Source organism: Terrabacter sp. NPDC000476 (assembly GCF_040300125.1).
Classification (GTDB): domain Bacteria; phylum Actinomycetota; class Actinomycetes; order Actinomycetales; family Dermatophilaceae; genus Terrabacter.
Genome location: NZ_JBEPDF010000001.1, coordinates 2,455,030 through 2,476,729 on the forward strand (window position 1 = coordinate 2,455,030; position 21,700 = coordinate 2,476,729).

The 21,700-nt window shown below is 73.3% G+C and carries 19 protein-coding genes; 10 read left to right on the top strand and 9 right to left on the bottom strand.

Annotated elements, in window-relative coordinates:
• The first annotated feature begins 29 nt into the window (after nt 1–29).
• The 4 genes from ABT295_RS11520 to ABT295_RS11535 are packed head-to-tail and all read left to right on the top strand — an operon-like array spanning nt 30 to nt 5,406.
• The gene (locus ABT295_RS11520; protein WP_352394489.1) at nt 30–1,148 is read left to right on the top strand and encodes an FUSC family protein; all 1,119 of its coding nucleotides are present in this window, start codon (nt 30–32) and stop codon (nt 1,146–1,148) included.
• 26 nt (nt 1,149–1,174) lie between these two features.
• A complete protein-coding gene (locus ABT295_RS11525) occupies nt 1,175–3,721 on the top strand; it encodes a DEAD/DEAH box helicase (RefSeq protein ID WP_352394490.1) in 2,547 nt (848 codons plus the stop codon).
• On the top strand, nt 3,718–4,566 hold the full coding sequence (locus ABT295_RS11530) for an acyl-CoA thioester hydrolase/BAAT C-terminal domain-containing protein (protein WP_352394491.1): 849 nt from the start codon (nt 3,718–3,720) through the stop codon (nt 4,564–4,566). The genes ABT295_RS11525 and ABT295_RS11530 overlap by 4 nt, the downstream gene beginning before the upstream one ends.
• A 54-nt stretch (nt 4,567–4,620) precedes the next feature.
• Nucleotides 4,621–5,406: a DUF1206 domain-containing protein gene (locus ABT295_RS11535; RefSeq protein ID WP_352394492.1), complete on the top strand. Its 786-nt coding sequence runs from the start codon at nt 4,621–4,623 to the stop codon at nt 5,404–5,406.
• Here the strand turns inward: ABT295_RS11535 and ABT295_RS11540 are convergent.
• The 3 genes from ABT295_RS11540 to ABT295_RS11550 are packed head-to-tail and all read right to left on the bottom strand — an operon-like array spanning nt 5,403 to nt 7,826.
• Nucleotides 5,403–6,092 carry a phosphatase PAP2 family protein gene (locus tag ABT295_RS11540; protein WP_352394493.1) on the bottom strand — a complete coding sequence of 230 codons (690 nt, stop codon included), beginning with the start codon at nt 6,090–6,092 and terminating at the stop codon, nt 5,403–5,405. The genes ABT295_RS11535 and ABT295_RS11540 overlap by 4 nt on opposite strands.
• Nucleotides 6,089–6,832 (bottom strand): phosphatase PAP2 family protein, encoded by a 744-nt coding sequence (locus ABT295_RS11545; RefSeq protein WP_352394494.1) that lies wholly within the window; start codon nt 6,830–6,832, stop codon nt 6,089–6,091. The genes ABT295_RS11540 and ABT295_RS11545 overlap by 4 nt, the downstream gene beginning before the upstream one ends.
• On the bottom strand, nt 6,825–7,826 hold the full coding sequence (locus ABT295_RS11550) for a diacylglycerol/lipid kinase family protein (protein ID WP_352394495.1): 1,002 nt from the start codon (nt 7,824–7,826) through the stop codon (nt 6,825–6,827). The genes ABT295_RS11545 and ABT295_RS11550 overlap by 8 nt, the downstream gene beginning before the upstream one ends.
• 87 nt (nt 7,827–7,913) lie before the next feature.
• On the opposite strand from ABT295_RS11550, the gene ABT295_RS11555 reads away from it, so the two are divergent.
• Nucleotides 7,914–8,552 (top strand): DUF1345 domain-containing protein, encoded by a 639-nt coding sequence (locus ABT295_RS11555; RefSeq protein WP_352394496.1) that lies wholly within the window; start codon nt 7,914–7,916, stop codon nt 8,550–8,552.
• 12 nt (nt 8,553–8,564) lie between these two features.
• Here the strand turns inward: ABT295_RS11555 and ABT295_RS11560 are convergent, their stop codons facing one another.
• Nucleotides 8,565–9,857, bottom strand: a complete 1,293-nt coding sequence (locus ABT295_RS11560) for an ATP-grasp domain-containing protein (protein WP_352394497.1) — start codon at nt 9,855–9,857, stop codon at nt 8,565–8,567.
• A 73-nt stretch (nt 9,858–9,930) separates the two neighbouring features.
• Nucleotides 9,931–10,650 (bottom strand): alpha/beta hydrolase, encoded by a 720-nt coding sequence (locus ABT295_RS11565; RefSeq protein WP_352394498.1) that lies wholly within the window; start codon nt 10,648–10,650, stop codon nt 9,931–9,933.
• A 184-nt stretch (nt 10,651–10,834) separates the two neighbouring features.
• On the opposite strand from ABT295_RS11565, the gene ABT295_RS11570 reads away from it, so the two are divergent.
• Together ABT295_RS11570 and ABT295_RS11575 are read left to right on the top strand one after the other, a co-directional pair.
• Nucleotides 10,835–12,658 carry an HNH endonuclease signature motif containing protein gene (locus ABT295_RS11570; RefSeq protein ID WP_352394499.1) on the top strand — a complete coding sequence of 608 codons (1,824 nt, stop codon included), beginning with the start codon at nt 10,835–10,837 and terminating at the stop codon, nt 12,656–12,658.
• A gap of 166 nt (nt 12,659–12,824) precedes the next feature.
• On the top strand, nt 12,825–14,219 hold the full coding sequence (locus ABT295_RS11575) for a DUF2786 domain-containing protein (RefSeq protein WP_352394500.1): 1,395 nt from the start codon (nt 12,825–12,827) through the stop codon (nt 14,217–14,219).
• Here ABT295_RS11575 and ABT295_RS11580 read toward each other — a convergent pair.
• On the bottom strand, nt 14,216–15,652 hold the full coding sequence (locus ABT295_RS11580; RefSeq protein ID WP_352394501.1) for an MFS transporter: 1,437 nt from the start codon (nt 15,650–15,652) through the stop codon (nt 14,216–14,218). The two genes, ABT295_RS11575 and ABT295_RS11580, sit on opposite strands and share 4 nt — an antisense overlap.
• 31 nt (nt 15,653–15,683) lie before the next feature.
• Nucleotides 15,684–17,009: a M20/M25/M40 family metallo-hydrolase gene (locus tag ABT295_RS11585; protein WP_352394502.1), complete on the bottom strand. Its 1,326-nt coding sequence runs from the start codon at nt 17,007–17,009 to the stop codon at nt 15,684–15,686.
• Between the two features lie 28 nt (nt 17,010–17,037).
• Here ABT295_RS11585 and ABT295_RS11590 point away from each other — a divergent pair, with 28 nt between their 5' ends.
• Entirely contained in the window at nt 17,038–18,621 is a 1,584-nt protein-coding gene (locus ABT295_RS11590; protein WP_352394503.1) for an LLM class flavin-dependent oxidoreductase, read from the top strand.
• A 13-nt stretch (nt 18,622–18,634) separates the two neighbouring features.
• Here the strand turns inward: ABT295_RS11590 and ABT295_RS11595 are convergent, their stop codons facing one another.
• The gene (locus ABT295_RS11595) at nt 18,635–19,183 is read right to left on the bottom strand and encodes a type 1 glutamine amidotransferase domain-containing protein (RefSeq protein WP_352394504.1); all 549 of its coding nucleotides are present in this window, start codon (nt 19,181–19,183) and stop codon (nt 18,635–18,637) included.
• A 114-nt stretch (nt 19,184–19,297) separates the two neighbouring features.
• Between ABT295_RS11595 and ABT295_RS11600 the strand changes: the two genes are divergently transcribed.
• Entirely contained in the window at nt 19,298–20,017 is a 720-nt protein-coding gene (locus ABT295_RS11600) for an MBL fold metallo-hydrolase (RefSeq protein WP_352394505.1), read from the top strand.
• Between the two features lie 118 nt (nt 20,018–20,135).
• Complete coding sequence (locus ABT295_RS11605; protein ID WP_352394506.1) at nt 20,136–21,122, top strand: LLM class F420-dependent oxidoreductase; 987 nt, start codon at nt 20,136–20,138, stop codon at nt 21,120–21,122.
• Between the two features lie 25 nt (nt 21,123–21,147).
• On the opposite strand, the gene ABT295_RS11610 is transcribed toward ABT295_RS11605, so the two are convergent.
• Nucleotides 21,148–21,693, bottom strand: a complete 546-nt coding sequence (locus ABT295_RS11610) for a DUF4395 domain-containing protein (protein WP_352394507.1) — start codon at nt 21,691–21,693, stop codon at nt 21,148–21,150.
• Between the last annotated feature and the right edge of the window lie 7 nt (nt 21,694–21,700).

Sequence of the window (21,700 nt, forward strand, 5' to 3'; positions counted from 1 at the left end):
GGAGCGGGCCGGGAGTAGGGTCGACGGCGATGAACGTGCCCGAGCCGCCGCCCCCGCGAGGCCAGGAACTCGGCAGGGGACTCGGCAGGGGTCTCGGCAGGTCTCTCGGCAGCGGGCTGCTCACGTGGGGACCGCACGGCGGCGCGCACCGCGTCGCCCTGCGCGCCGGGGTGTCCGTGCTCGTGCCGCTCCTCGTGCTCGTGCTCGTCGGCCGCCTCGAGTGGACCGCGTACGCCGCCTTCGGGGCCTTCACCTCGCTCTACGGACGCAACCAGCCGCGGGCCGAGCGGGCCGGCATGCAGCTCGTGGCGGCCCTCTTCCTCGTCGCGTCGGTGACGCTCGGGGTCCTCGTCGGCCTGACGCCCGAGGCCCGGTGGCTCGTCGTGCTCGTCGGCGCGGTGCTGGCCGCGGCCGGTTCGCTCGCCTCGGACGCGTACCGCTGGCACCCGCCCGGTCCGCTCTTCCTCGTCTTCGGCTTCGCCGTGTGCGCGGCCGCCCCGGCGACGGCGGCCACCGTCCCGGTCGCGGCCGCGATCGCCGCCGCGAGCGCCGGCTTCTCGATCCTCGTCGCCCAGCTGGGCGCGCTGCGGGCGCCGTCGTCGTGGGACCGCCCGGTGCTGCCGGCGCCCCGGTTCCGTGACGCGCTCGCACCGGCGGGGGCCCGCACCCACCTCGTGCGCCACGTCCTCGCGCTCGTGGTCTCGGGCGGCACCGCGACCGCGCTCGGCTGGGCACACCCCTACTGGGCCATGGTCGCGTCGGTCGTCGTGCTTTCCGGCCCCGACCTCCGCTCGCGGGTCACGCGCGGGTTCCACCGGGTCGTCGGCACGCTCCTCGGCCTCGGGGTGGCGGCCGCGGTGCTCGCCCTGCACCCGAGCGGCGTCACGGCGGTGCTCGTCATCGTCCTCCTGCAGGTGCTGACCGAGCTGGTCGTCGGCCGCAACTACGCGGCCGCCCTGCTCTTCATCACGCCGCTGGCGCTGCTCATGGGGCAGCTCGTCCACCCCACGGCGGTCGGGCCCCTCCTGCGCGACCGGCTCCTCGAGACGGTGGTCGGCGCCGTGGTGGCCGTCGGCGTGCTCCTCGTCGTCCCCGACCGGCTCGGCGGCCCGCGGCGCCCGCGGCGCCCGCGGCACGGTCGGACGTGACCGCGCGGACCGGCATACTCGATGCGGTGACGAAGAACCTCAGCGAGCGCATCCCGCGGGATCCCGATCCCGACGGCCTCTACGAGGTCTTCACCGGGTGGACGGCAGAACGCGGCCTCACCCTCTACCCGCACCAGGACGAGGCCTTCCTCGAGATCCTCAGCGGCAGCAACCTCATCCTGTCGACGCCGACCGGCTCGGGGAAGTCGCTCGTCGCCACCGCCGCCCACCTCGTGGCCCTCGCCGACGACCGCGTCAGCTTCTACACGGCACCGATCAAGGCGCTCGTGTCGGAGAAGTTCTTCGCCCTCTGCGAGCAGTTCGGCGCCGACAACGTCGGCATGATCACCGGCGACGCGTCGGTCAACGCCGACGCCCCGATCATCTGCTGCACCGCCGAGATCCTCGCGAACCTCGCTCTGCGAGAGGGCAGCTCGGCCGACGTCGGCCTCGTCGTCATGGACGAGTTCCACTTCTACTCCGAGCCCGACCGCGGGTGGGCGTGGCAGGTGCCCATCCTCGAGCTGCCTCAGGCGCAGTTCGTCCTCATGTCGGCGACGCTCGGCGACGTCACGATGTTCCGCGACGACCTGACCCGGCGCACGGGCCGCTCGACGGCCGTCATCACCGGCACCGAGCGCCCCGTCCCCCTCGAGTTCTCGTATGCCGTCACCCCCCTGCACGAGACGATCGAGCTGCTGCTCCAGCAGGACCGCGCCCCCGTCTACGTCGTCCACTTCACGCAGGCGGCCGCGCTCGAGCGCGCGCAGAGCCTCATGGCCGTCAGGATCACGAGCCGTGAGGAGCGCGAGGCGATCGCCGAGCGCATCGGCGCCTTCCGCTTCGGCGCCGGCTTCGGCCGCACCCTCTCGCGGCTCGTCCGGCACGGCATCGGCGTGCACCACGCCGGCATGCTGCCGAAGTACCGCCGCCTGGTCGAGCAGCTGGCCCAGGACGGCCTGCTCAAGGTCATCTGCGGCACCGACACGCTCGGCGTGGGCATCAACGTGCCGATCCGCACCGTGCTCCTCACGGGGCTCACGAAGTTCGACGGCACGAAGCAGCGGCTCCTCAAGGCCCGCGAGTTCCACCAGATCGTCGGCCGCGCCGGACGCGCCGGGTTCGACGCGCGCGGCTGGGTCGTCGCGCAGGCCCCCGACCACGTCATCGACAACCTCCGCGCTGTCGAGAAGGCCGGCGACGATCCCAAGAAGCAGAGGAAGATCCAGCGCAAGAAGGCTCCCGACGGCTTCGTCAACTGGTCCGAGGAGACGTTCGAGCGGCTCATCGGCGCCGAGCCCGAGCCCCTGCAGCCGCGGCTCAAGGTCTCGCACTCGATGCTCGTCAATCTCCTCGCGCGAGAGGGCAACCCGGTCGCGCACGCAGCGCGGCTCCTCTCCGACAACCACCACGAGGTCAAGGACCAGCGCCGCCTCCAGCGCCACGCGCTCGTGCTCGCCAAGGAGCTGCTCACCTCCGGCGTCGTCGAGCGCCTCGCCACGGTGGAGGACTCGGGGCGGCGGCACGCGCTGACGATCGACCTCCAGCGCGACTTCGCCCTCAACCAGCCCCTCGCCCCCTTCGCCCTCGCCGTCATGGACACGCTCGACCCCGAGAGCGACTCGTACGCCCGCGACCTCGTCTCGGTCATCGAGGCGATCCTCGAGGACCCCCGGCAGGTGCTGCGGGCCCAGGAGTTCAAGGCGCGTGGCGAGGCCGTCGCGGCGATGAAGCTCGACGGCCTCGAGTACGAGGAGCGCATGGAGCGGCTCGAGGAGGTCAGCTGGCCCAAGCCGCTCGCCGACCTGCTCGAGGTCACCCTCACCGCCTACCGGCAGTCGCACCCCTGGATCTCGCAGGACGCGCTGTCGCCGAAGTCGGTCGTGCGCGAGATGTACGAGCGCGGCATGACGTTCAACGAGTTCGTGTCGTACTACGGCCTGTCGAGGTCGGAGGGGCTCGTCCTGCGCTACCTCACCGACGCCTACCGCGCGCTGCGCCGCACCGTCCCCGAGAGCCACCGCACCGAGGAGCTCGAGGACGTCATCGAGTGGCTGGGCGAGCTCGTGCGCCAGACCGACTCGAGCCTGCTCGACGAGTGGGAGGACCTCGTCAACCCGGCCGACGACACGGTCGGCGCCGCAGACGTCACCCCTCCGGCGCGACCCCTCACCGCGAACGAGCGCGCCTTCACGGTGATGATCCGCAACGCGATGTTCCACCGCGTGGAGCTCGCCGCCCGCGACGAGTGGGAAGCCCTGGGCGAGCTGGAGGCCCGCGTCGCCGAGCTCACCGACCCGCCGCAGCGGGTCGTCATGGACGCCGACGCGTGGAACGAGGCCCTCGGCGCGTACTACGACGACCACGACGCCGTCGCGACCGACCAGGGCGCCCGCTCCCCCGCCCTCCTCCAGATCGAGAGGACGCCGGCGGAGTGGCGGCTGCGCCAGGTCGTCGTCGACCCCGACGACGACCGCGACTGGGGCATCTCCGCCGTCGTCGACCTGGCGGCGAGCGACGACGTCGGCGCCGCCGTGCTCACGGTCACCGGCTTCGAGAGGCTCGGCGGATGAGCGCGCGGCTGCGGGAGCACCGGCGCGAGGCCGAGGGCGTGCTCGTCGAGCCCGAGCGCGGCGGCAACGGCACCGGCGTGCTCGTCCTCTCCGGGTCGAGCGGCTGGGTCGAGGTCGAGCGGGCGCGCGTGCTCGCCGCCGCCGGCGTCAGCGCGGCCCTGACCTACCGCTGGTTCGGCGGACCGGGCCGTCCCGCGGGCATCTGGGAGCACCCGCTCGAGGCGTTCGCCCCGGCCGTCGCCGCCCTCTCCGCGCAGTGCGAGCGCGTCGTGCTCCTGGGCGCCTCCAAGAGCGCGGAGGGCCTCCTCGCGTACGCCGAGGACGACCCCGCCGTCGACGCCGTCGTCGCGCTCGCGCCGAGCCACGTCGTGTGGGCCAACGTCGGGCCAGGGCCCGACGGCGAGCTCCGCCCACAGCACTCGTCGTGGAGCCGCGGCGGTCGACCGCTCCCGTTCGTGCCCTACGACGACGACGCGCACGCTCCGGGCGAGCCCCCGGCATACGCCCCCGTCTACGCGCAGAGCCTGCGCACCCACGCGGCCGCGGTGGCAGCGGCCACGATCCCGGTCGAGCGCTTCTTCGGCGACGTGCTCCTCGTCGCCGGCGGCGACGACCAGGTCTGGCCCGCGGTGGAGTTCGCCCGCGCCATCGAGCAGCGCCGCGCGGCGCTCGACCTGCCGACGACCCTCGTCACCCACCCGCGGGCCGGCCACCGCGTGGTGCTGCCCGGCGAGACGGTGGCCACCGGCGGCCTGCCGCTCGCCCGCGGCGGCACCGAGGCGGCCGACCGCGCGCTGGGCGAGCTCGCATGGACCGAGCTCCGACGCGTCCTCGAGCTGCCCTGAACGGGTATGTTCTGCGGTGCCCTCGGGACCCCTCGACCGACAGGACCACCACCCATGGACTCCGCAGACGTGAAGGCCGCCTCGCGGCGCGCCGGTGACCACCCCGCCCTCGAGACGGCGGCCCGCGTCGGCTACGCCGTCAACGGGGTGCTGCACATCGTCATCGGCGCCATCGCGCTGCGACTCGCCTTCGGCTCGAAGGGCACGAGTGCCGACCAGTCGGGCGCGCTCGGCTCGATGGCCGACAACGCGCTCGGCCTCGTCACCCTCTGGGTCGCCGTCGTGGCGTGGCTCGGCCTTGCCCTCTGGCAGGTGACGGAGGCCATCACCGGCACCCGCGAGGCGTCCGACCGCGCCAAGGCCGTCGCCAAGGCGGTCGTCTACCTCGTGCTCTCGTGGTCGGCGTTCACGTTCGCGAGCGGCAGCGACTCCTCGAGCAAGAAGCAGACGACCGACTTCACGGCGAGCCTGATGAAGCAGCCCGCCGGGCAGTGGCTCGTCGCGATCGTCGGCCTCGTCGTCGTCGGCGTCGGCGCCTACCACGTCGTCAAGGGCTGGAAGAAGAAGTTCCTCGCCGACCTCGAGAGCCACCCGGGCGAGTGGATCGTCAAGGCCGGCCGGTTCGGCTACGCCGCCAAGGGCGTCGCCCTCGCCATCGTCGGCGGGCTCTTCGTGCTCGCGGCCGTGCGCCACAAGCCGAGCGAGGCCAAGGGTCTCGACGGCGCCCTGCACAACCTGCTCGGCGCGCCCGGCGGCCCGGTGCTGCTCGGGATCGTCGCCGTCGGCCTCATCGCCTTCGGCGTCTACTGCTTCGGCCGGGCCCGGCACGCCGACGTCTAGGAGGTCTTGCGCCGCAGGTAGTTCCAGGCGAGCAGGGCGCACACGACGCCGTTGACCATCCCGACGAGGATGTCGACGAGGTGGTGCATGCCGCGGTAGAGGCGGGCGTAGCCGACGAGGAGCGGCACGACCGCGCAGACGACCGTGACGAGCCGGCGCAGCCAGGCGCGCTCGATCCGCTGCGCCATGAGCGCGAAGGTCAGGTAGAGCGCGGTCGAGGCGCCCATGTGACCGCTGGGGTAGCTCGACGTCGGCGGCGCCGGGTCGAGGTGCTCGACGGCCGGGCGCTTGCGGTCGGTGAGGGTGGTCGCCGCGACGAAGACGCTCGCCTGCGCCGCGATCGCGATGGCCGGCACGACGGCGTACCACCACTGCTTCGTGCGCCACCAGACGAGCGCGACGACGACGACGCAGACCCCGATGACGATCTCGGTGTTGCCGATGTGCGACCAGACCGCCGTGACCGAGTTCATCGTCGCGGTGCGGCCCGCGGCGACGCTCCTGCTCAGGTCCTCCTCCCACGGGAGGTTGCCGAGGGGTCCGAGGATGAGGAAGCCGAGCCCGACGATGAGCCCGAAGAGGACGACGGCCGGGGCCAGCACGCGCAGCGCCGCGTCACGCAGCGCCGAGCCGACCGACGGGCGGGAGGGGTCGACCTCGTAGCGGTGGACGAAGGAGGGGTTCACGGACTGCCTTTCGAGGACTCGGGCCCGGTGTCACCCTCCGGCGGAGGGGAGGTGTCCGGGCCCTGGGGGTTCCACCCGAGATAGCCGACGTAGGAGGCCGTGCCGAGGCCGACGCCGAAGAGGATGCCGGCGACGACGTCCGACGGGTAGTGCACGCCGAGGAAGACGCGGTCGAGCGAGGTCAGCACGACGTATGCCGTCAGCCCCCCGACGAGCCACCGCCGCGCGGCCGGTGCGAGCACCGGCCAGAGCAGCAGCGTCAGCACCGTCGCGATCGCGGCCGCGTTCGCGACGTGGCCCGACGGGAAGCTGTAGCCGGGCGCGTGCGAGACGGGGTCGCTGACGACCGGGCGGGCCCGGCGCACGACCTCCTTGAGCACGAGCTGGAGGTTCCAGGCCACCATCATCGTGACGAAGGCCCAGAGGCATCGCGTCGCGAGGTGGCGGTGGCGGCGCCAGAGCACGAGGCACACGGCCGAGGCGGCGATGTAGACCCACTTGGGCTGCGTGACCTCCTGCCAGGCGACGAGCGTCGTGCGCAGCCAAGGGTTGTCACGGGTGATGTCGGTGGCCGCGACGATGAGCCGCTCGTCGAGGTCGATGAGCGGGCGGAACTTCTCTCGCACGACGAAGGCGAGCGCCGTGACGGGCAGGGCGAACCCGAGTCCGTAGCCGAGCGCGCCGAGCAGCCGACGCCGCCGGCCCGCGGGACGCCGCCCGTCGCGGCGGAGCTCAACCAACGCGCACCACCAGCGCCCCCGGCAGGACGCGGATGCCGAGCGACACGTGCTCGCCGATGGGGTCGCCGTCGATCTCGGCGACGACCGGCTCCGCCGCGTTGACGGTGAACTCCTCCGCCCGGAGGCGGTCGAGGCGGCGGTGGCCGGCGCGGTGGTGGGTCAGCAGGTCGGAGACGACCGAGGCCCAGCCGAGCGCGCCCTTCGGGGCGATGACGACGGTGTCGAGGATGCCGTCGTCGAGCTTCGCCTCGGGCATCAGCTCGATGCCGCCCTGGAGGGTGCCGCAGTTGCCCACGACGACGGTGCGGGCGTGCCGGTTCACGGTGTTGCCGGCCCGCTCGACGACGCCCTCGCCGCCCGCGGACTGCACCTCGACGCGGAAGCCGCGGCTGAAGAGGTGCCGGAAGAAGCTGAAGACGTAGGCGACCCAGCCGACGACGGCCTTGACCTTCTCGTTCGTGCCGGCCATCACCTGGCCGTCGAGACCGAGGCCGGCCATGACGAGGAAGACCTCCTCGTCGTCGTCGACCTGCGCGCCGCCGTCGTGGGTGCCGTGGCTCTCGCGCGGGCGGATCGGGGAGTCGGAGACGCGCACGAGGCCCACGTCGATGCGACGGTCGGAGCCGCCGAGCATCGCCGCCGTGGCGTCCTCGAGCGAGTCGACGGGCAGGCCGAGGTTGCGGGCCAGTAGGTTGCCCGTGCCGCCGGGCAGCAGGCCGAGGGCGACGTCGGTGCCGACGAGGGCCGATGCGACGGCGCGCACGGTGCCGTCGCCGCCGAGGGAGGCGACGATGTCGGCCCCGCCCTCCGCGGCCTCGCGCCCCTGCTTCTCGCCGGTCTCCTCGGCGGTGGTCTCGACCCAGGTCGGCTCGGCCCAGCCGTGCTCGGCGGCCACCGAGGCGACGCGCTGCTGCGTGCCCGCGACGTCCTCGACCTTCGTCGGGTTGTAGACGACGGTGAGGCGGCGCGGCGTGCTCGATGCGGCGTCAGGCATGGGAGGGATCCTAGGTGTCGGTCGGGCGGAGCGGGTGGGCGGCGCGCACCACCTCGTGACGTACCCCGTAGGGGTAGGGTCCGGACCGTGCCCACCATCCGCCGGCGCCTCGGGATCGCCACCGTCGTCGGGCTGCTCGTCGGCCTGCTCCTGCCGCTCGGGCCGGCGGCCGAACCCCTGACCCACGGCCTCGTCGGCTTCGTCGCCGCCGGTCTGTCCTTCGCGCCCCCGCTGCTCGTGCACGTCATGGCGCACGACGCCCCGGCGACCCGCCAGCGCGTGGCCGGGCGGGACGGCGACGCGGCCTGGTACGACGTCGTCGTCATCGTCGTCGGGCTGGCCAGCCTCCTCGGCGTCGCGGCGCTGCTCGTCGGGAGCAGCTCGACGGGCACCGCACAGCTCGTCGACGCCGTCATCGGGCTGCTCACCGTCGCCGTCGGCTGGCTCTGCGTGCACACCGTCTACGTGCTGCGCTACGCCCGCGTCTACTACGCGAGCGCCACGCCCCCGATCGACTTCAACCAGGACGAGGACCCGACCTTCTCCGACTTCGCCTACTTCTCCTTCAACCTCGGCATGGCCTACCAGGTCTCCGACACCGACCTGAGGACCTCCGACGTGCGCCGGGTCGTGCTGGGGCACGCCCTGCTCGCCTACCTCTACGGCACCATCGTCATCGCGTCGGCGATCAACCTCGTCGCCGGCATCGGCGGCGCGCGCGGCTGACGCCCCGGGCCCTCAGGCCAGGCGCTTCGTCTCGTCGGAGACCCAGAGGTCGATGAGGCCGCCGAAGTGCGCCATGAAGCGGTCGCGCTCGTGCGCGGGGTACGTCGTGACGACCGTCGCGCGCAGCAGGTTGGCGAAGGCGTCCGACTTCACCCATTCGAGCACGGCCGCGTCGAGGTGCGGCAGGTGGCGCGCGCACCACGCCCGGTAGGCATCGGTCTCGAAGTACTCGTCGGCGATGGCGAGGTAGGCGTCGAGCTTCTCCTCGTCGGTGAGGTCGTCGCGGTCCGCGACGTCGAAGTAGCGCCGCATCTCGAGGTCCATCGGCCCCTTGCGACCCGTGACGAGGCAGTAGGCCGACCAGCGCACGAGCGCCTTGATGGCCCAGGGGAAGTAGTAGTGCAGCGAGGTGACCGCCACGTCGGGGCACGCGTTGGCGTAGTCGATGGGGTAGACGTCGTCGCCCTTGACGAGCATCTCGCAGGAGTTGAACTCCCAGCCGAACATCGCGTTGACGATGCGGCTGATGGCGGCGGCCTGCTTGCCGGCCGACGGCTGCAGGAAGTCGTAGCTGACGGCATACCTGTTGTGCATGGGCTGCTCGGGGCGGAAGTCCATGACCATCGTCTCGGGCCCGATCGAGAGGGCGCGCGCGAAGTGGTCGTACTCGACGGTCGACTGGAGGTGCATGAGCATCTCGCCCGACTCGTCGTAGGCCTTGACGAGGTCGCGCTCGTCGTCGATCCGCGACACACCGCGCCAGCCACCGCCGTCGAAGGGCTTCATGTACATCGGGTAGCCGAGCTGGTTCGCGATGGCCTTGAGGTCGAACGGGCGGTTGTACTTCGCGCTCGTGTAGGCCCAGCGCACGTTGTCGACGGGGTTCTTGTACGGCACGAGCCAGGTCTCGGGGACCTTGAGCCCCAGGCGCATCAGGGCGACGTAGGCGCTGTGCTTCTCCATCGACTGGAAGGTGAACGGGCTGTTGAGCAGGTAGGTGTCGTTCATCAGCGCGGCCTTCTTGAGCCACTCGCGCGGGTGGTAGTACCAGTAGGCGAGGCGGTCGATGACGAGCTCGGTGCGCACCGGCTGGCGCAGGTCGAACGGCTCGATGGTGAGGCGCTCGCTCGTCAGCTCGTGCGTCACCCCGTCGTCGGTCGTGATCGGTCCGACGAGGTCGAGAAGGGCCTCGAACGCGGTGGGCCAGTCCTCCTCGGCCCCGAGCAGCAGCCCGACGAGGTGCGTGCGGTGCGACGTCGCGGTCGGCGTGGTGGGCGAGTCCTGCTGCGGGGCGAGGTCGGTCATCGTGGTGCTCCTACCGTCGGGCATCGGGCTTCTCGACAGCGATCCTTGCAGGAACCCGGCCGTCTGTCGCCGCTCACACCCGCGACCGCCCTGCCGCGAGGTGGAGCAGGTCGAGCAGGAGCGGGTCGAACGCGTTCTCCCACGAGGGCCAGTCGTGCCGGCCGGGCACCTCCGTGAACGACACGTCGTGCCCGGACGCGGCGAGGGCCTCGGCCATCTGGCGGTTGTTCGTGAGGTTGCCCTCGGCGGCGCCGCACGTCAGGACGATGCGGGCGTCGGTGCGACGTCGGCGCACGCGACGCACGTTCGTGACGAACCGCGTCACCCGCCCCCAGAACTCGAAGTCCTCCTCGTCGTCCACGCGGCGCCGGAAGAACGAGCCCGACTGCAGGAAGAGCGCGCCGAAGGTGCCCGGGTGGTGCCACTCCGCCTCGAGCGAGGCCAGCGCGCCCAGGCTCGCCCCCATGAGGCCCGGCCTGCCGTCGAGGGCGTATGCCGTGTGCAGCGTGGGCAGCACGTGCTCGACGAGCGCGTCGCCCCAGAGCGGGTTGGCGGCGTACCTCGCGTTGCGGTCGCCCGGCTCGAGGAGCACGACGCGGGTGGGCGGCACGCGGCCCGCGCCCGTCGCGGCGCGCAGGGTGGAGAGCAGGTGCGCGCGGCGCGAGTACTCCGGCCCGTCGTGCGCGACGAGCAGCGGGAGCGGATCGCGCCGCCGGCTGCCCACCGGAGTGACGACGGCGAGTTCGACGTCCCCCACGGGCGTGTCCGTGATGGTCATCCTCGTCCGCGCCATTCCCAGACCCTACGACCTGCCGGCCTCCAGCCCACTCCTCCCCGTCGAGGAGTCGGTCGCACGGCGCGGAATCGCCTGCGGGACAGTGCTACCCACGTATCCACAGGCGGTCTCGACCCCTTCCGCTTTGATCGAACACATGTTCTAATGGAGGTACGAGAGGACGTCCTGGGAGGAGGAGCACGTGCCGTACACACCGGCTCCCCCTGCCGCGCCGAACGAGCCACCGGACGCCGGTCGCCGCTTCCCGGCCGGGTGCTTCGAGCCGATCCGCCTCTCCCGGGGCAGCGACCCGGAGGCGTTCGAGCGCGCCGTCGTGGCCGCCCTGGACCTCGTGCGGCAGCGCCTCGACGCGGTGTCCGCGGCCCTGGCCGCGGCGCGGGCGGTGACCGAGGACGCCGATGCCGACGCCGAGGGTGTGGACGCCATGGGTGTGGACGCCGACGAGCGGGCGGAGCGCGCCGAGCGGGCGGGGATTCTGGAGGGGCTGGCGAGAGCCGGGGAGGCGGCCTTGGCGCGGATCGAGGCGCTGGAGGCGGCCAAGGCGCGGGTGGAGGCAGACCTGCTCGAGGCCTACAGCGCGTTGCACGCGATCGAGTCGCGGCAACTGGACGCGCTCCCCGCCGCCTCGGGCCGGGCGGGACTGGGCCGGGTCGGGCTCGACCGGGTCGTCGGTGAGGAGATCGCGCTGGCGACCGGGATCGGCACCGGCGAGGTCGCCCGCCGGCTGGGCGTCGCGACCGCCCCGCGACGGCACGCGGCGGCCCTCGCCGCGTTGCGAGCCGGTCGCTGCGCGTTGACGCGGGTGCTGCAGCTCGCAGCCGAGACCGCGGCCCTGTCCGACGCGGACGTGGCTCTCGTCGCCGAGACGGTGCTGGCCCCAGCACGCGGCGGCGGGCCGCTCCCCCAGCGCCCGTTCGTGACCCGGCTGCGGCGGGCCGTGGCCTCCCTGGACGCACGCGACGCGGGAGAGCGCCGCGCGCAGGCGACGGCCCGGCGCGGTGTGTCGGGGCGGGTCGCCGCGGACGGGACGGGCACGGTGACGGTCGTGACCGGCGCCGACGCGGTAGCCGCGATCCTCGACGGGCTCGATGCCGGCGCACGGACCGCCCGCGCGGCCGGTGACCCGCGCACCCTCGACCAGCTGCGCAGCGACCTGGCCACCGATGCCCTCCTGCGCGCCCACCCCGAGCAGAGCCGGACCGGCACCGCACCCTCCGGACCGGCAGCACCCGCCGCTGGGGCAGCACCCGCCGCTGGGGCAGGACCGACGGGACCGACGTGCAGGCCGGAGGATGCTCCGGCGGGCCGGCCCACGCCGGGGACGGCGGACGATCCCGTGGGTGAGCGGGCGGACCCGCCTGCGGCGCCGTCCGGCGCACCCGCGGCCCGGGTCTGGATCGTCGTCCCGTTCGAGGTCGCCGCCGGTCTGTCCGACACCGCCTGCGAGCTCCCCGGGCACGGCTGGGTCACCGCCACCCACGCCCGCGAGATCATCACCCGCCCCGGCTCGGTCTGGCACGCCCTGCCCGTCGAGCTGCCCACCGGCCACGCCCTCACCCGGCCCGGCGCCGGCTACCGCCCCGGCCCCGCCCTGACCGCCCACGTCCAGGCCCTCGACGGCCACTGCCGCGGTCCCGGCTGCGAGACCCCTGCCGACCGGTGCGACCTCGACCACGAGAGGCCCTACCCCGCCGGAGCGACCGAGCCCGACAACCTCTACGCCAAGCACCGCTTCCACCACAACACCAAGACCAGCGGTGCGTGGACCTCCCGACCCGTCACCGAGGGCACCGAGGGCACCGGCACGGGCCTGCGCGGCCGCGCCCTGCAGTGGACCACCCTGACCGGGCGCACCTACACGACCCACCCGAAGAACTGGCGCGAGGGCCTCGACCTTCGGACCGGCGGACCCACCACCCCGACGGACGGGACCGGTGGGCGGTCCGGAGGACCCGCACCGCCGCAGGCCACCTCGCCTGGCGGTTCGGACGTCCCACCGTTCTGAGCCTGCCGGCGCTCCCGGCAGCACGAACCGGTCGGGATCGCGACACCTCCGGGCCACCGCCGTCCACACCCCCCTGACCTTGTCCCCCGTCGTCCACAGCCCTGTGCCGCCTGCGCCCCGCACGTGCGGCCGATGACACGATGGGTCCACGACCCGAGGAGGACCGATGGGCAAGGCCAGCCGTGAGCGGCGACGAGCAGCGCAGGACCGCTCGGGCGCTCCGCGACCCGACGAGCCCGGCGCACCCGACGCTGCCCGCGACGACGAGCTGCGGACCGCCCTGCAGCTCCTGCTCGACGAGGGCGTCTACGCCATCGACCGCGCCGACACGCGCGACCTCGACGACACCATCTCGACGGTGGCGACCCTCTGCTCGTCGGGCACGACGTCACGCGTCGTCGTCCGCGGCCTGGTCGACGCCCTGGCCCGGGCCACCACCCGCGCCTGGGAGCTCGGCTGGCAGCCCGCCGACGTCCACCGGCTCGCCGGACGTCGGCTCGGGTCGGAGGAGCAGCAGATCGCCGTGGACGTCATGGCGTCCGAGCTCGCGCGGTACGCGCCGGCGACGGTCGACCGGCAGTGGCTCGCCCAGCTGCGCGAGCTCGACGACGCGGCACCTCGATCGCCCTCGGTCACGTGGCTCGAGGCACGACGAGCCGGTGGCCTCGACTGGTTCACCCTCGTGGAGCGGGCGCTCGCGGTGCTGCACCTGCTCGTCCGGCTGCCGCGGCTCGAGCTGCTGACCCCGCTCCCCGGTCAGGCGATCCCCGGCGGCCGCGACGGGAGCAGTGACGGGAGCAATGACGGCAGCAGTGACGGGAGCGGTGACGCACCGCCGGTGGCCGACGAGCGGATCCTCAGCCGGGTGCGCATGCTCCTCGCCAAGGCCGAGTCGACGACCTTCGAGGCCGAGGCCGCGACCTTCACGGCCGGCGCACAGTCGCTCATGGCGCGGCACAGCATCGACGCGGCCCTGCTGGCGCGCCACGACGACGCCCGGGGCCGACGCAGCGGGCCGTCCGGTCGACGCATCGGCATCGACAACCCCTACGACGGTCCCAAGGCCTCCCTGCTGCAGGCCGTCGCCTCGGCCAATCGGTGCCGGATGGTGTGGTCGCGCGAGCTCGGCTTCGGCACCGTCGTGGGATTCGAGGCCGACCTCGAGGCGGTCGAGCTCCTCTTCACCTCCCTCCTCGTGCAGGCGACGCGCACGCTCGCCGCCGCAGGCTCGCGCACCGACCCACACGGCGGGAGCCGCACCCGCTCCTTCCGCCAGTCCTTCCTCTCGGCCTTCGCCCAGCGCATCGGTGAGCGGTTGCACGAGGCCACCGTGGCTGAGGAGGAGTCGGCCGTCGCCGACGGCCCGAGCGGGAGGGAGCTGGTGCCCCTCCTCGCCGCGCGCGCCGAGCGGGTGGCCGAGCAGGTCGACGAGTGGTTCCCCGACGTCCGCCGCACGACCGTCGGCGCCGCCCGCGACGCGGAGGGTTGGTACTCCGGCCGGTCGGCGGCCGACCGTGCCCAGCTGGGCGCCTCGCCCCGCCTCCCGGGTGCCGGTCGCTAGGCGGTGCGGGGCGCGTCCCGGACGACGGCGAGGAACAGGGCCGCGACGAGCGCCGTGACGCCGCAGATGGCCCAGACGACGAGGTAGCCGGAGAGGGACGCGTGCTCGGTCGCCTCGGCGTCGACCGTGCCGGTCGAGGCGAGGGCGATGGCGAAGACGCTCGAGGCGAACGCCCCGCCGATCGTCTTCGTCGTGTTCGTCATGCCCGTCGTGAGACCGGTGTGCGTGGGTGGTGCCTGCGCGGCCGCAGCGGCGGGGAGCCCGGCCACGAGGGCACCCGAGCCCAGCCCCGCGACCACCATGTTGGTCATCGTCTGCGCGAGCGACGCGTGGAACGGCAGGAACATGAGGTAGCCGACGGCGACGAGCAGGGCCGCCACGACCATGGCCGCGCGCGTGCCCGTGCGCTGCGCGAGGAGGTGGAACAGCAGGGCGCCCACGGCCAGCGACAGCACGTAGCCACCGATGATGATCGAGACGCGGCCGGCCGACGCGCCGAGGCCGTAGCCCGTGACCGCCGGGTCGGTGCGCGCGAACGTCGACAGCGGGATCTGCGCCCCGAGCACCGACACCCCGAAGAGGAACGCGGTCGCCTGCACCGGCCACTGCCCGCGCGCCCCGAGCACCCGCAGGTCGACGAGCGGCTCGGGGTGCGACAGCTCGCGGCGGCCGAAGGGCAGGAGTGCCGCCCCTCCGGCCACGACGAGGACCCACGGCCAGGGGCTGCCCGGACCCGCCACCCGCAGCAGCACGAGCCCACCCATCACGAGCCCCAGGGCGAGGGTGACGAGCCCGAAGCCGCCCCAGTCGACGCTGCCGTGCGCGAGCGTGGGCGACTCCTCCACCCCGAACCAGATGGCGACGAGGGCGAGCGTCACGACGACCGCGGGGAGGGCGAGCAGCGCCGTCATGCCCAACGACTCGGCGAGGGCGCCGCTCGTCAGGGCGCCCACGATGACCCCGAGCTCGAGTCCGGCGACGAGCAGTCCGGCGGCGCCGCGGACCCGCCGCTCCGCACCCCCGGTGCGGCGGTGGATGATCGCCACCTCCATCGGCAGCCACACGACGTAGAACCCCTGGACGGCCCAAGCGACGAGGAAGAGCCCGAAGCTCGGGGCGAACGCCACACCCCACGACGCGAGGGCCGTCACCACCGTCGACAGCAGCAGCACCCTGCGGTGGCCGATGAGGTCACCGAGCCGGGCCAGCAGGGGCACGACGAGCGCCGAGACGATGAGCTGGGCGGCCTCGAACCAGTTGACGTCGGCGTCCTTGATGGAGAGGTGGCGCGCGATGTCCGTGAAGATCGGCGTGTAGTAGCCCTGCAGCACCCCGCTGGCCAGCTCGACGCAGACGAGGAACCCGACGACCTTCGTGATCGGGCTGCGCGCCAGGGCCCGGGCTGCGTCGGAGACGACGGTGCTGTCAGACATGCGAATCCTGCTCCTCCTGAACGACTTCGGGCTAGACCTGCTCGAGCAGCCTGCGATACCAGGCGATCCCGTCGTGGAGATCGTCGATGCCGATGCGCTCGTCGACCCCGTGGATCGCGGCACGCTGGGCGTCGCTCATCCGGAACGGGGTGAACCGGTAGACGCGGGGCCACACGCGGTGGAAGTGCCGCGAGTCCGTGGCCGCGAGCATGACGTAGGGGATCGTGACCGTGCCCGGGAACACCTCGCCGACGGTCGCCTCGAGGAGGCCGTATGCCGGGTCGTCGGTCGGTGACACGGGGCTCGGTTCGTGGCCACTGACGAGCACGACCTCGACGTGGGGGTCCCTGACGGTGCGGCGGATCCGCTCGAGCGCCCCGTCGACCGTCTCGCCCACCATGACGCGCATGTTGACGTGCGCCCGCGCCACGGGCGCGATGACGTTGGCCCCGGGCGACCCCGACAGCTGCGTGACGGCCACGGTGGTCCGCGTCAGCGCCGCGGTCTCGTGGCCGAGCCGCGGGAGCACCCGGGAGAGCACCGGACGCAGTCGCCGGGCGTGGCGGAAGACCGCGGCGTACGGCATCCGGGCATGGGCGCCCGCGCGCTCGAGCATGTCGACCGTGGCGTCGGGCAGGTGGCTGGGGAAGGGCCTGCGCTCAAGTCGCAGGATGGCCCGGGCCAGGCGGGTCGTCGCGCCCATCCGCCGCGGGGCCGAGGCGTGGCCGCCGTCACCGCGCGCGACGATCTCGACGTCGACCGTGCCCTTCTCCGAGACGCCGACCACGGCGAGCGACGCGTCCACGCCGGGCAGCGCGCCCTGCACCACCGCTCCACCCTCGTCGAGGACGAACCACGGCTCGACGCGCTTCGCCCGCAGGGCGGCCACGGCGTCCTGCGCCGCCTCGCCCGACACCTCCTCGTTGCAGCCGAACGACAGCCACACGTCACGTCCCGGCGTCACGCCGTCCGCGATGAGCGACTCGACCGCCGCGCACGTCGCCACCAGTGACCCCTTGCAGTCGAGCGCCCCACGGCCCCACACGTGCCCGTCGGCGACCTCGCCCGCGAACGGGGGGTGCGTCCAGACGGACGGGTCGTCGACCGGCACGACGTCGAGGTGCGCCATGAGCACGACCGGCGCCACCGGCGTCCGGCCCGGCCACCGGACGAGGAGCGCGTCCCCGGCGATCCGCTCCACCTCGCACGCGGCGTGCAGCAGGGGGAACCGCTCCCGCAGCTCGACGAGCAGCGCGGCGTAGGCGGACCGGTCCTCGCGGTCCCGCTCCCAGTGCGACACGGTCGGGATGCGGATGAGGGCGCGCAGCGCCTCGACGGCTGCGTCGTCCCGGGTCATGCCCCGGAGCGTATGCCACCCTGATGCCATGGACTACGGGCACGAGCTGAGGTTCGGCGTCTTCGCGAGCCCGGACGCCTCGCGCGCGCACGCGACGCTCGAGCTCGCACAGCTCGCCGACGTCCTGGGGCTCGACCTCTTCACCGTCCAGGACCATCCCTACAACGCCAAGCACCTCGACACCTCGACGCTGCTCACCTCGGTCGCCGCTCGCACCAACGCGATCCACGTGGCCGCCAACGTCGCCAACCTCCCGCTGCGGCCACCGGTGGGTCTCGCCAAGCAGGTCGCGACCCTCGACGTGCTGAGCGGCGGCCGGGCCGAGCTCGGCCTCGGCACCGGCGCCTTCTGGGACGCGATCGTCGCTGCCGGTGGCGAGCGCCGCTCGCCCAAGGAGGCCGTCGACGCCCTCGTCGAGGCGATCCGCATCATCCGGGGCGTCTGGGGCCAGCACCCCGACGACCCGGGCGCCCGGTCGGTGACCGTCCGGGGCGAGCACTACTCCGTGACGGGGATGCACGCCGGGCCCTTCCCGGTGCACCCCGTCGAGATCTGGCTCGGCGCCTACAGGCCACGGATGCTGCGGGTCACGGCCCGCCTCGCCGACGGGTGGCTGCCGAGCATGGGCTACGCAGATCCCGACGCCCTAACCGGGATGAACGCCGTCATCGACGAGTCCGCCGACCGGGCCGGCCGCGGGCCGCGGGCGATCCGGCGGATGTACAACGTCTTCGGGCAGTTCGGCACCGGACGCGGCTTCCTGCGCGGCACCGCCGACGACTGGGCCGAGCAGCTCGCCGAGCTGACCCTGACGGAGGGGATGAGCACCTACGTCCTCGGCACCGACGACCCCGACGTGCTGCGCCGGTATGCCGTGGAGGTCGCCCCTGCGGTGCGTGACCTCGTCGAGTCCGAACGCGCCCGCCGAGCCGGCGGCGGAGGGCCACCCGCCGTCCCAGTCGTTCCCGACGTCCCCACCGCTCGCGCCGACGCCGCACCGCTCACCGTCCGCGCGACACCGGACGACGGCACCCGCCTGAGCGCGTCCCTGCCCTGGCGCGAGGACGACCGACCGATCACTGCGAAGCCGGAGCACGCGGCATACTCCCCCGCCGAGGCTGCGGTGCCCCAGCACCTCGTCGACGTGCACGACCACCTGCGCGCCGAGCTCGCCCAGCTGCGCGACATCGTCGGCCAGGTGCGGCGCGGGGCCCTCTCCACGGGGGCGGCGCGCTCGGTCCTCAACACGATGGCGATGCGGCAGAACAACTGGACGCTCGGCGCCTACTGCGAGACGTACTGCCGCCTCGTGACCGGGCACCACACGCTCGAGGACCGCAGCATCTTCACGCACCTGCGCGGCGCCCAGCCCGACCTCGGCCCGGTCATCGACCGGCTCGAGGAGGAGCACCACGTCATCGCCGACGTGCTCGAGCAGGTCGACGACGCCCTCGTCGGCCTCGTCGGCACCGACGGCTACGGGCAGACAGGCAAGGGCGCGCTGGAGGAGATCCAGCGCGCCCTCGACCTGCTCACCGACACCCTGCTGTCACACCTGGCCTACGAGGAGCGCGAGCTCCTCCACCCCTTGGCCCGACACGGGTTCGGTTGAGCGAGAAACGGGTTCAGGCCGGGTTGGCCGCAGCCCCGTGCTCGAGCGCCTCGACGACCGCGCCGCAGAAGTCGGGCAGGTCGTCGGGGTTGCGGCTCGTGATGAGGTTGCCGTCGACGACGAGGGACTCGTCGACCCACTCGCCCCCGGCGTTGCGGATGTCGGTCTGCAGGCTGGGCCACGACGCGAGACGACGCCCCTTGAGCACGTCGGCCTCGATGAGGGTCCAGGGGGCGTGGCAGATCGCGGCCACGGGCCGGCCCGACGCGACGAACTCGCGCACGAGGGCGACCGCCGCCTCGTCGGTGCGCAGCGCGTCGGGGTTGGCGACGCCGCCGGGCAGCACGAGGGCGTCGAAGTCGTCGACCTTCGCGTCCGCCACGGTCACGTCGACCGGCTTGGTGTCGCCCTTGTCGAGGTGGTTGAACATCTGGACCTCGCCCGCCTCGGGGCTGACGACGACGGCTTCGTGCCCGGCGTCGGTGACGGCCTTCCAGGGCTCGGTCAGCTCGACCTGCTCGATGCCTTCGCTCGCGACGAGAAATGCGACTCGCTTGGCCATGTGGTCCTCCTCTGGTCGCCCCCGTGGAGGGGCGCTCGGTTCTGCTCGGTGTCTCGGGTGGCGGTCACCGCCACGTTCCGGACCTACCCACCCGGACGGGGTTAGGGTCGGCCCATGGCCCAGGACCTCGTGGTTCCGCTCGCGCCGAACGTCTGGCGCATCCCGCTGGTGCGCGACCTCGTCAACGGCTTCGCCCTGCGCGACGACGACGGTCAGGTGACCCTCGTCGACATGGGTCTGGCGTCCTCGGGACCCAAGGTCATGGCCGCGCTCGCCGCCATCGGCTCCGGCCCGCGCGACGTCACCCGCCTGGTCCTGACGCACGCGCACCCCGACCACGCGGGCGGCGCCGCACACGTCGCCCGGGAGACGGGCCGCGGCTTCACCGTGCACCACGACGACGCGGCACACGTGGTGGAGGGTTCCTCGCCGCCGCGCGACCGGAGCCTGCTGCTCGGCAGGCTGCTGGACCGGGTCACGCGCCCGGGCCGCGACTTCGAGCCGGTCACCGTCGAGCACGAGATGCGCGACGGCGACGTGCTGCCGATCGCCGGCGGCCTGCGCGTCGTGCACACGCCCGGCCACTCCCCCGGCCACGTGTCGCTCCTGCACGAGGAGTCGCGGACGCTCATCACCGGCGACGCCATCTTCAACGTGCTCGGCCTGCGGTGGCCCGTCAAGGCGTTCTGCACCGACTTCCGCATGACGCAGCGCACCGCCCACGTGCTCGGCGAGCTGGACTACGACGTGGCCGCCTTCACGCACGGCGCCGAGCTGCGCGACCGCCCCCGCGAGGCCATCCGCCGGTTCCTCTCGCGCCGTTCCCCGTCCTGACGCGGGAGGGCGCGGTCCCAACGACCAGCCGTCAGATCCACAGGTCAGATCCACAGGTGTGGACAAACGCTGTACGCCGTCGGCGTGCCAGGTGCGCGCCATCGGGTACGTCGGGGACGTGACGAACTTCGGATACACCCTCATGACCGAGCAGAGCGGCCCCAAGGACCTCGTCCGTTGGGCGGTCGGGGCCGAGCAGGCGGGCTTCGACTTCGAGGTCTCGAGCGATCACTACTCCCCGTGGCTCACCGAGCAGGGGCACGCCCCCTACGCGTGGTCGGTCCTCGGCGCCGTGGCGCACGCGACCGAGCGGGTCGAGCTGATGACGTACGTGACGTGCCCGACCATGCGTTACCACCCGGCCGTCGTGGCGCAGAAGTCCGCCACCGTGCAACTGCTCGCCGACGGCCGCTTCACCCTCGGGCTCGGCAGCGGCGAGAGCCTCAACGAGCACGTCGTCGGTGAGGGCTGGCCCGGCGTCGTCACCCGCCAGGACATGCTCGTCGAGGCCATCGAGATCATCCGCAAGCTGCACTCGGGCGAGCTCGTGACGCACCACGGCGAGTACTTCGACGTCGACTCGGCGCGCGTCTGGGACGTGCCGGACATCCTCGTCCCCGTGGCCGTCGCGGTGAGCGGCGACGCCTCCATCGAGCGGCTCGCCCCCCTCGCCGACCACCTCATCGCCGTCGAGCCGAAGCCCGAGCTCGTCGACACGTGGAACCGTACGGCGGGCGCCGAGCGCATCGGGTCGGGCGCCCGGGCCATCGGACAGATCCCCATCTGCTGGGACCCGGACGAGGATGCCGCGGTGAAGCGCGCGCACGAGCAGTTCCGGTGGTTCGGCGGCGGCTGGTCGGTCAACGCCGACCTGCCGACCCCCGCCGGCTTCGCGGGCGCCACGCAGTTCGTGCGGCCCGAGGACGTCGCCGACTCGATCCCCTGTGGTCCCGACCTCGACCGCATCGTCGAGGCCGTGCGCCCCTACTGGGAGGCGGGCTTCACCGACGTCGCCGTCGTCCAGGTCGGCGGCGACGCGCAGGAGCGCTTCCTCGCCGAGGCCGCCGGACCGCTGCTCGAGAAGCTGCGCGCCGCCGCAGGCTGAGTCAGCCGGTCAGCCGGTCAGCCGGTCAGCGCGTCAGCGCGTCAGCGGGTCCCGCGGCGTCGGTGGCGGGCCGCCTGCGCCGACGCGTGATGTCGGCGCAGTCGAGGCAGACCTCCTCGGGCACGAGGCCGAGGCGCATGAGCCACGAGAAGAGCACGCAGCCCACGCAGATGCCGAGCAACGACTCGAGCGCCGGGAAGAGCACCATGACGACACCGATGACGACGACGCCCGCGGCGGCAATGGACGATCCGGTGATGACCGTCGTCAACCACAGCGCGGTCGCCGCGACGGTCATGACCGCGCCGATGGCGGCGGCGAAACGCTTGGGCGGCCCGGCCGTGGGTCGCGCGGCTGCGGGGACGGCGGGTCGGATCCACCGCTGCACGAGCCGCGCGACCGGGCTCGCCGACGGTCCGAGCGAGGCCCGGAGCGTGAAGTCGACGGCCAGGACGGCATAGAGCCACCACTGCGACGTCGCGAGGGCGACCACGCCGACGGCGAGCACGACGGCCGCGACGAGGCGGACGGTGACGTCGTCGACGACGGCGGGGAAGCGCGAGGTCTTCATTCTCCAC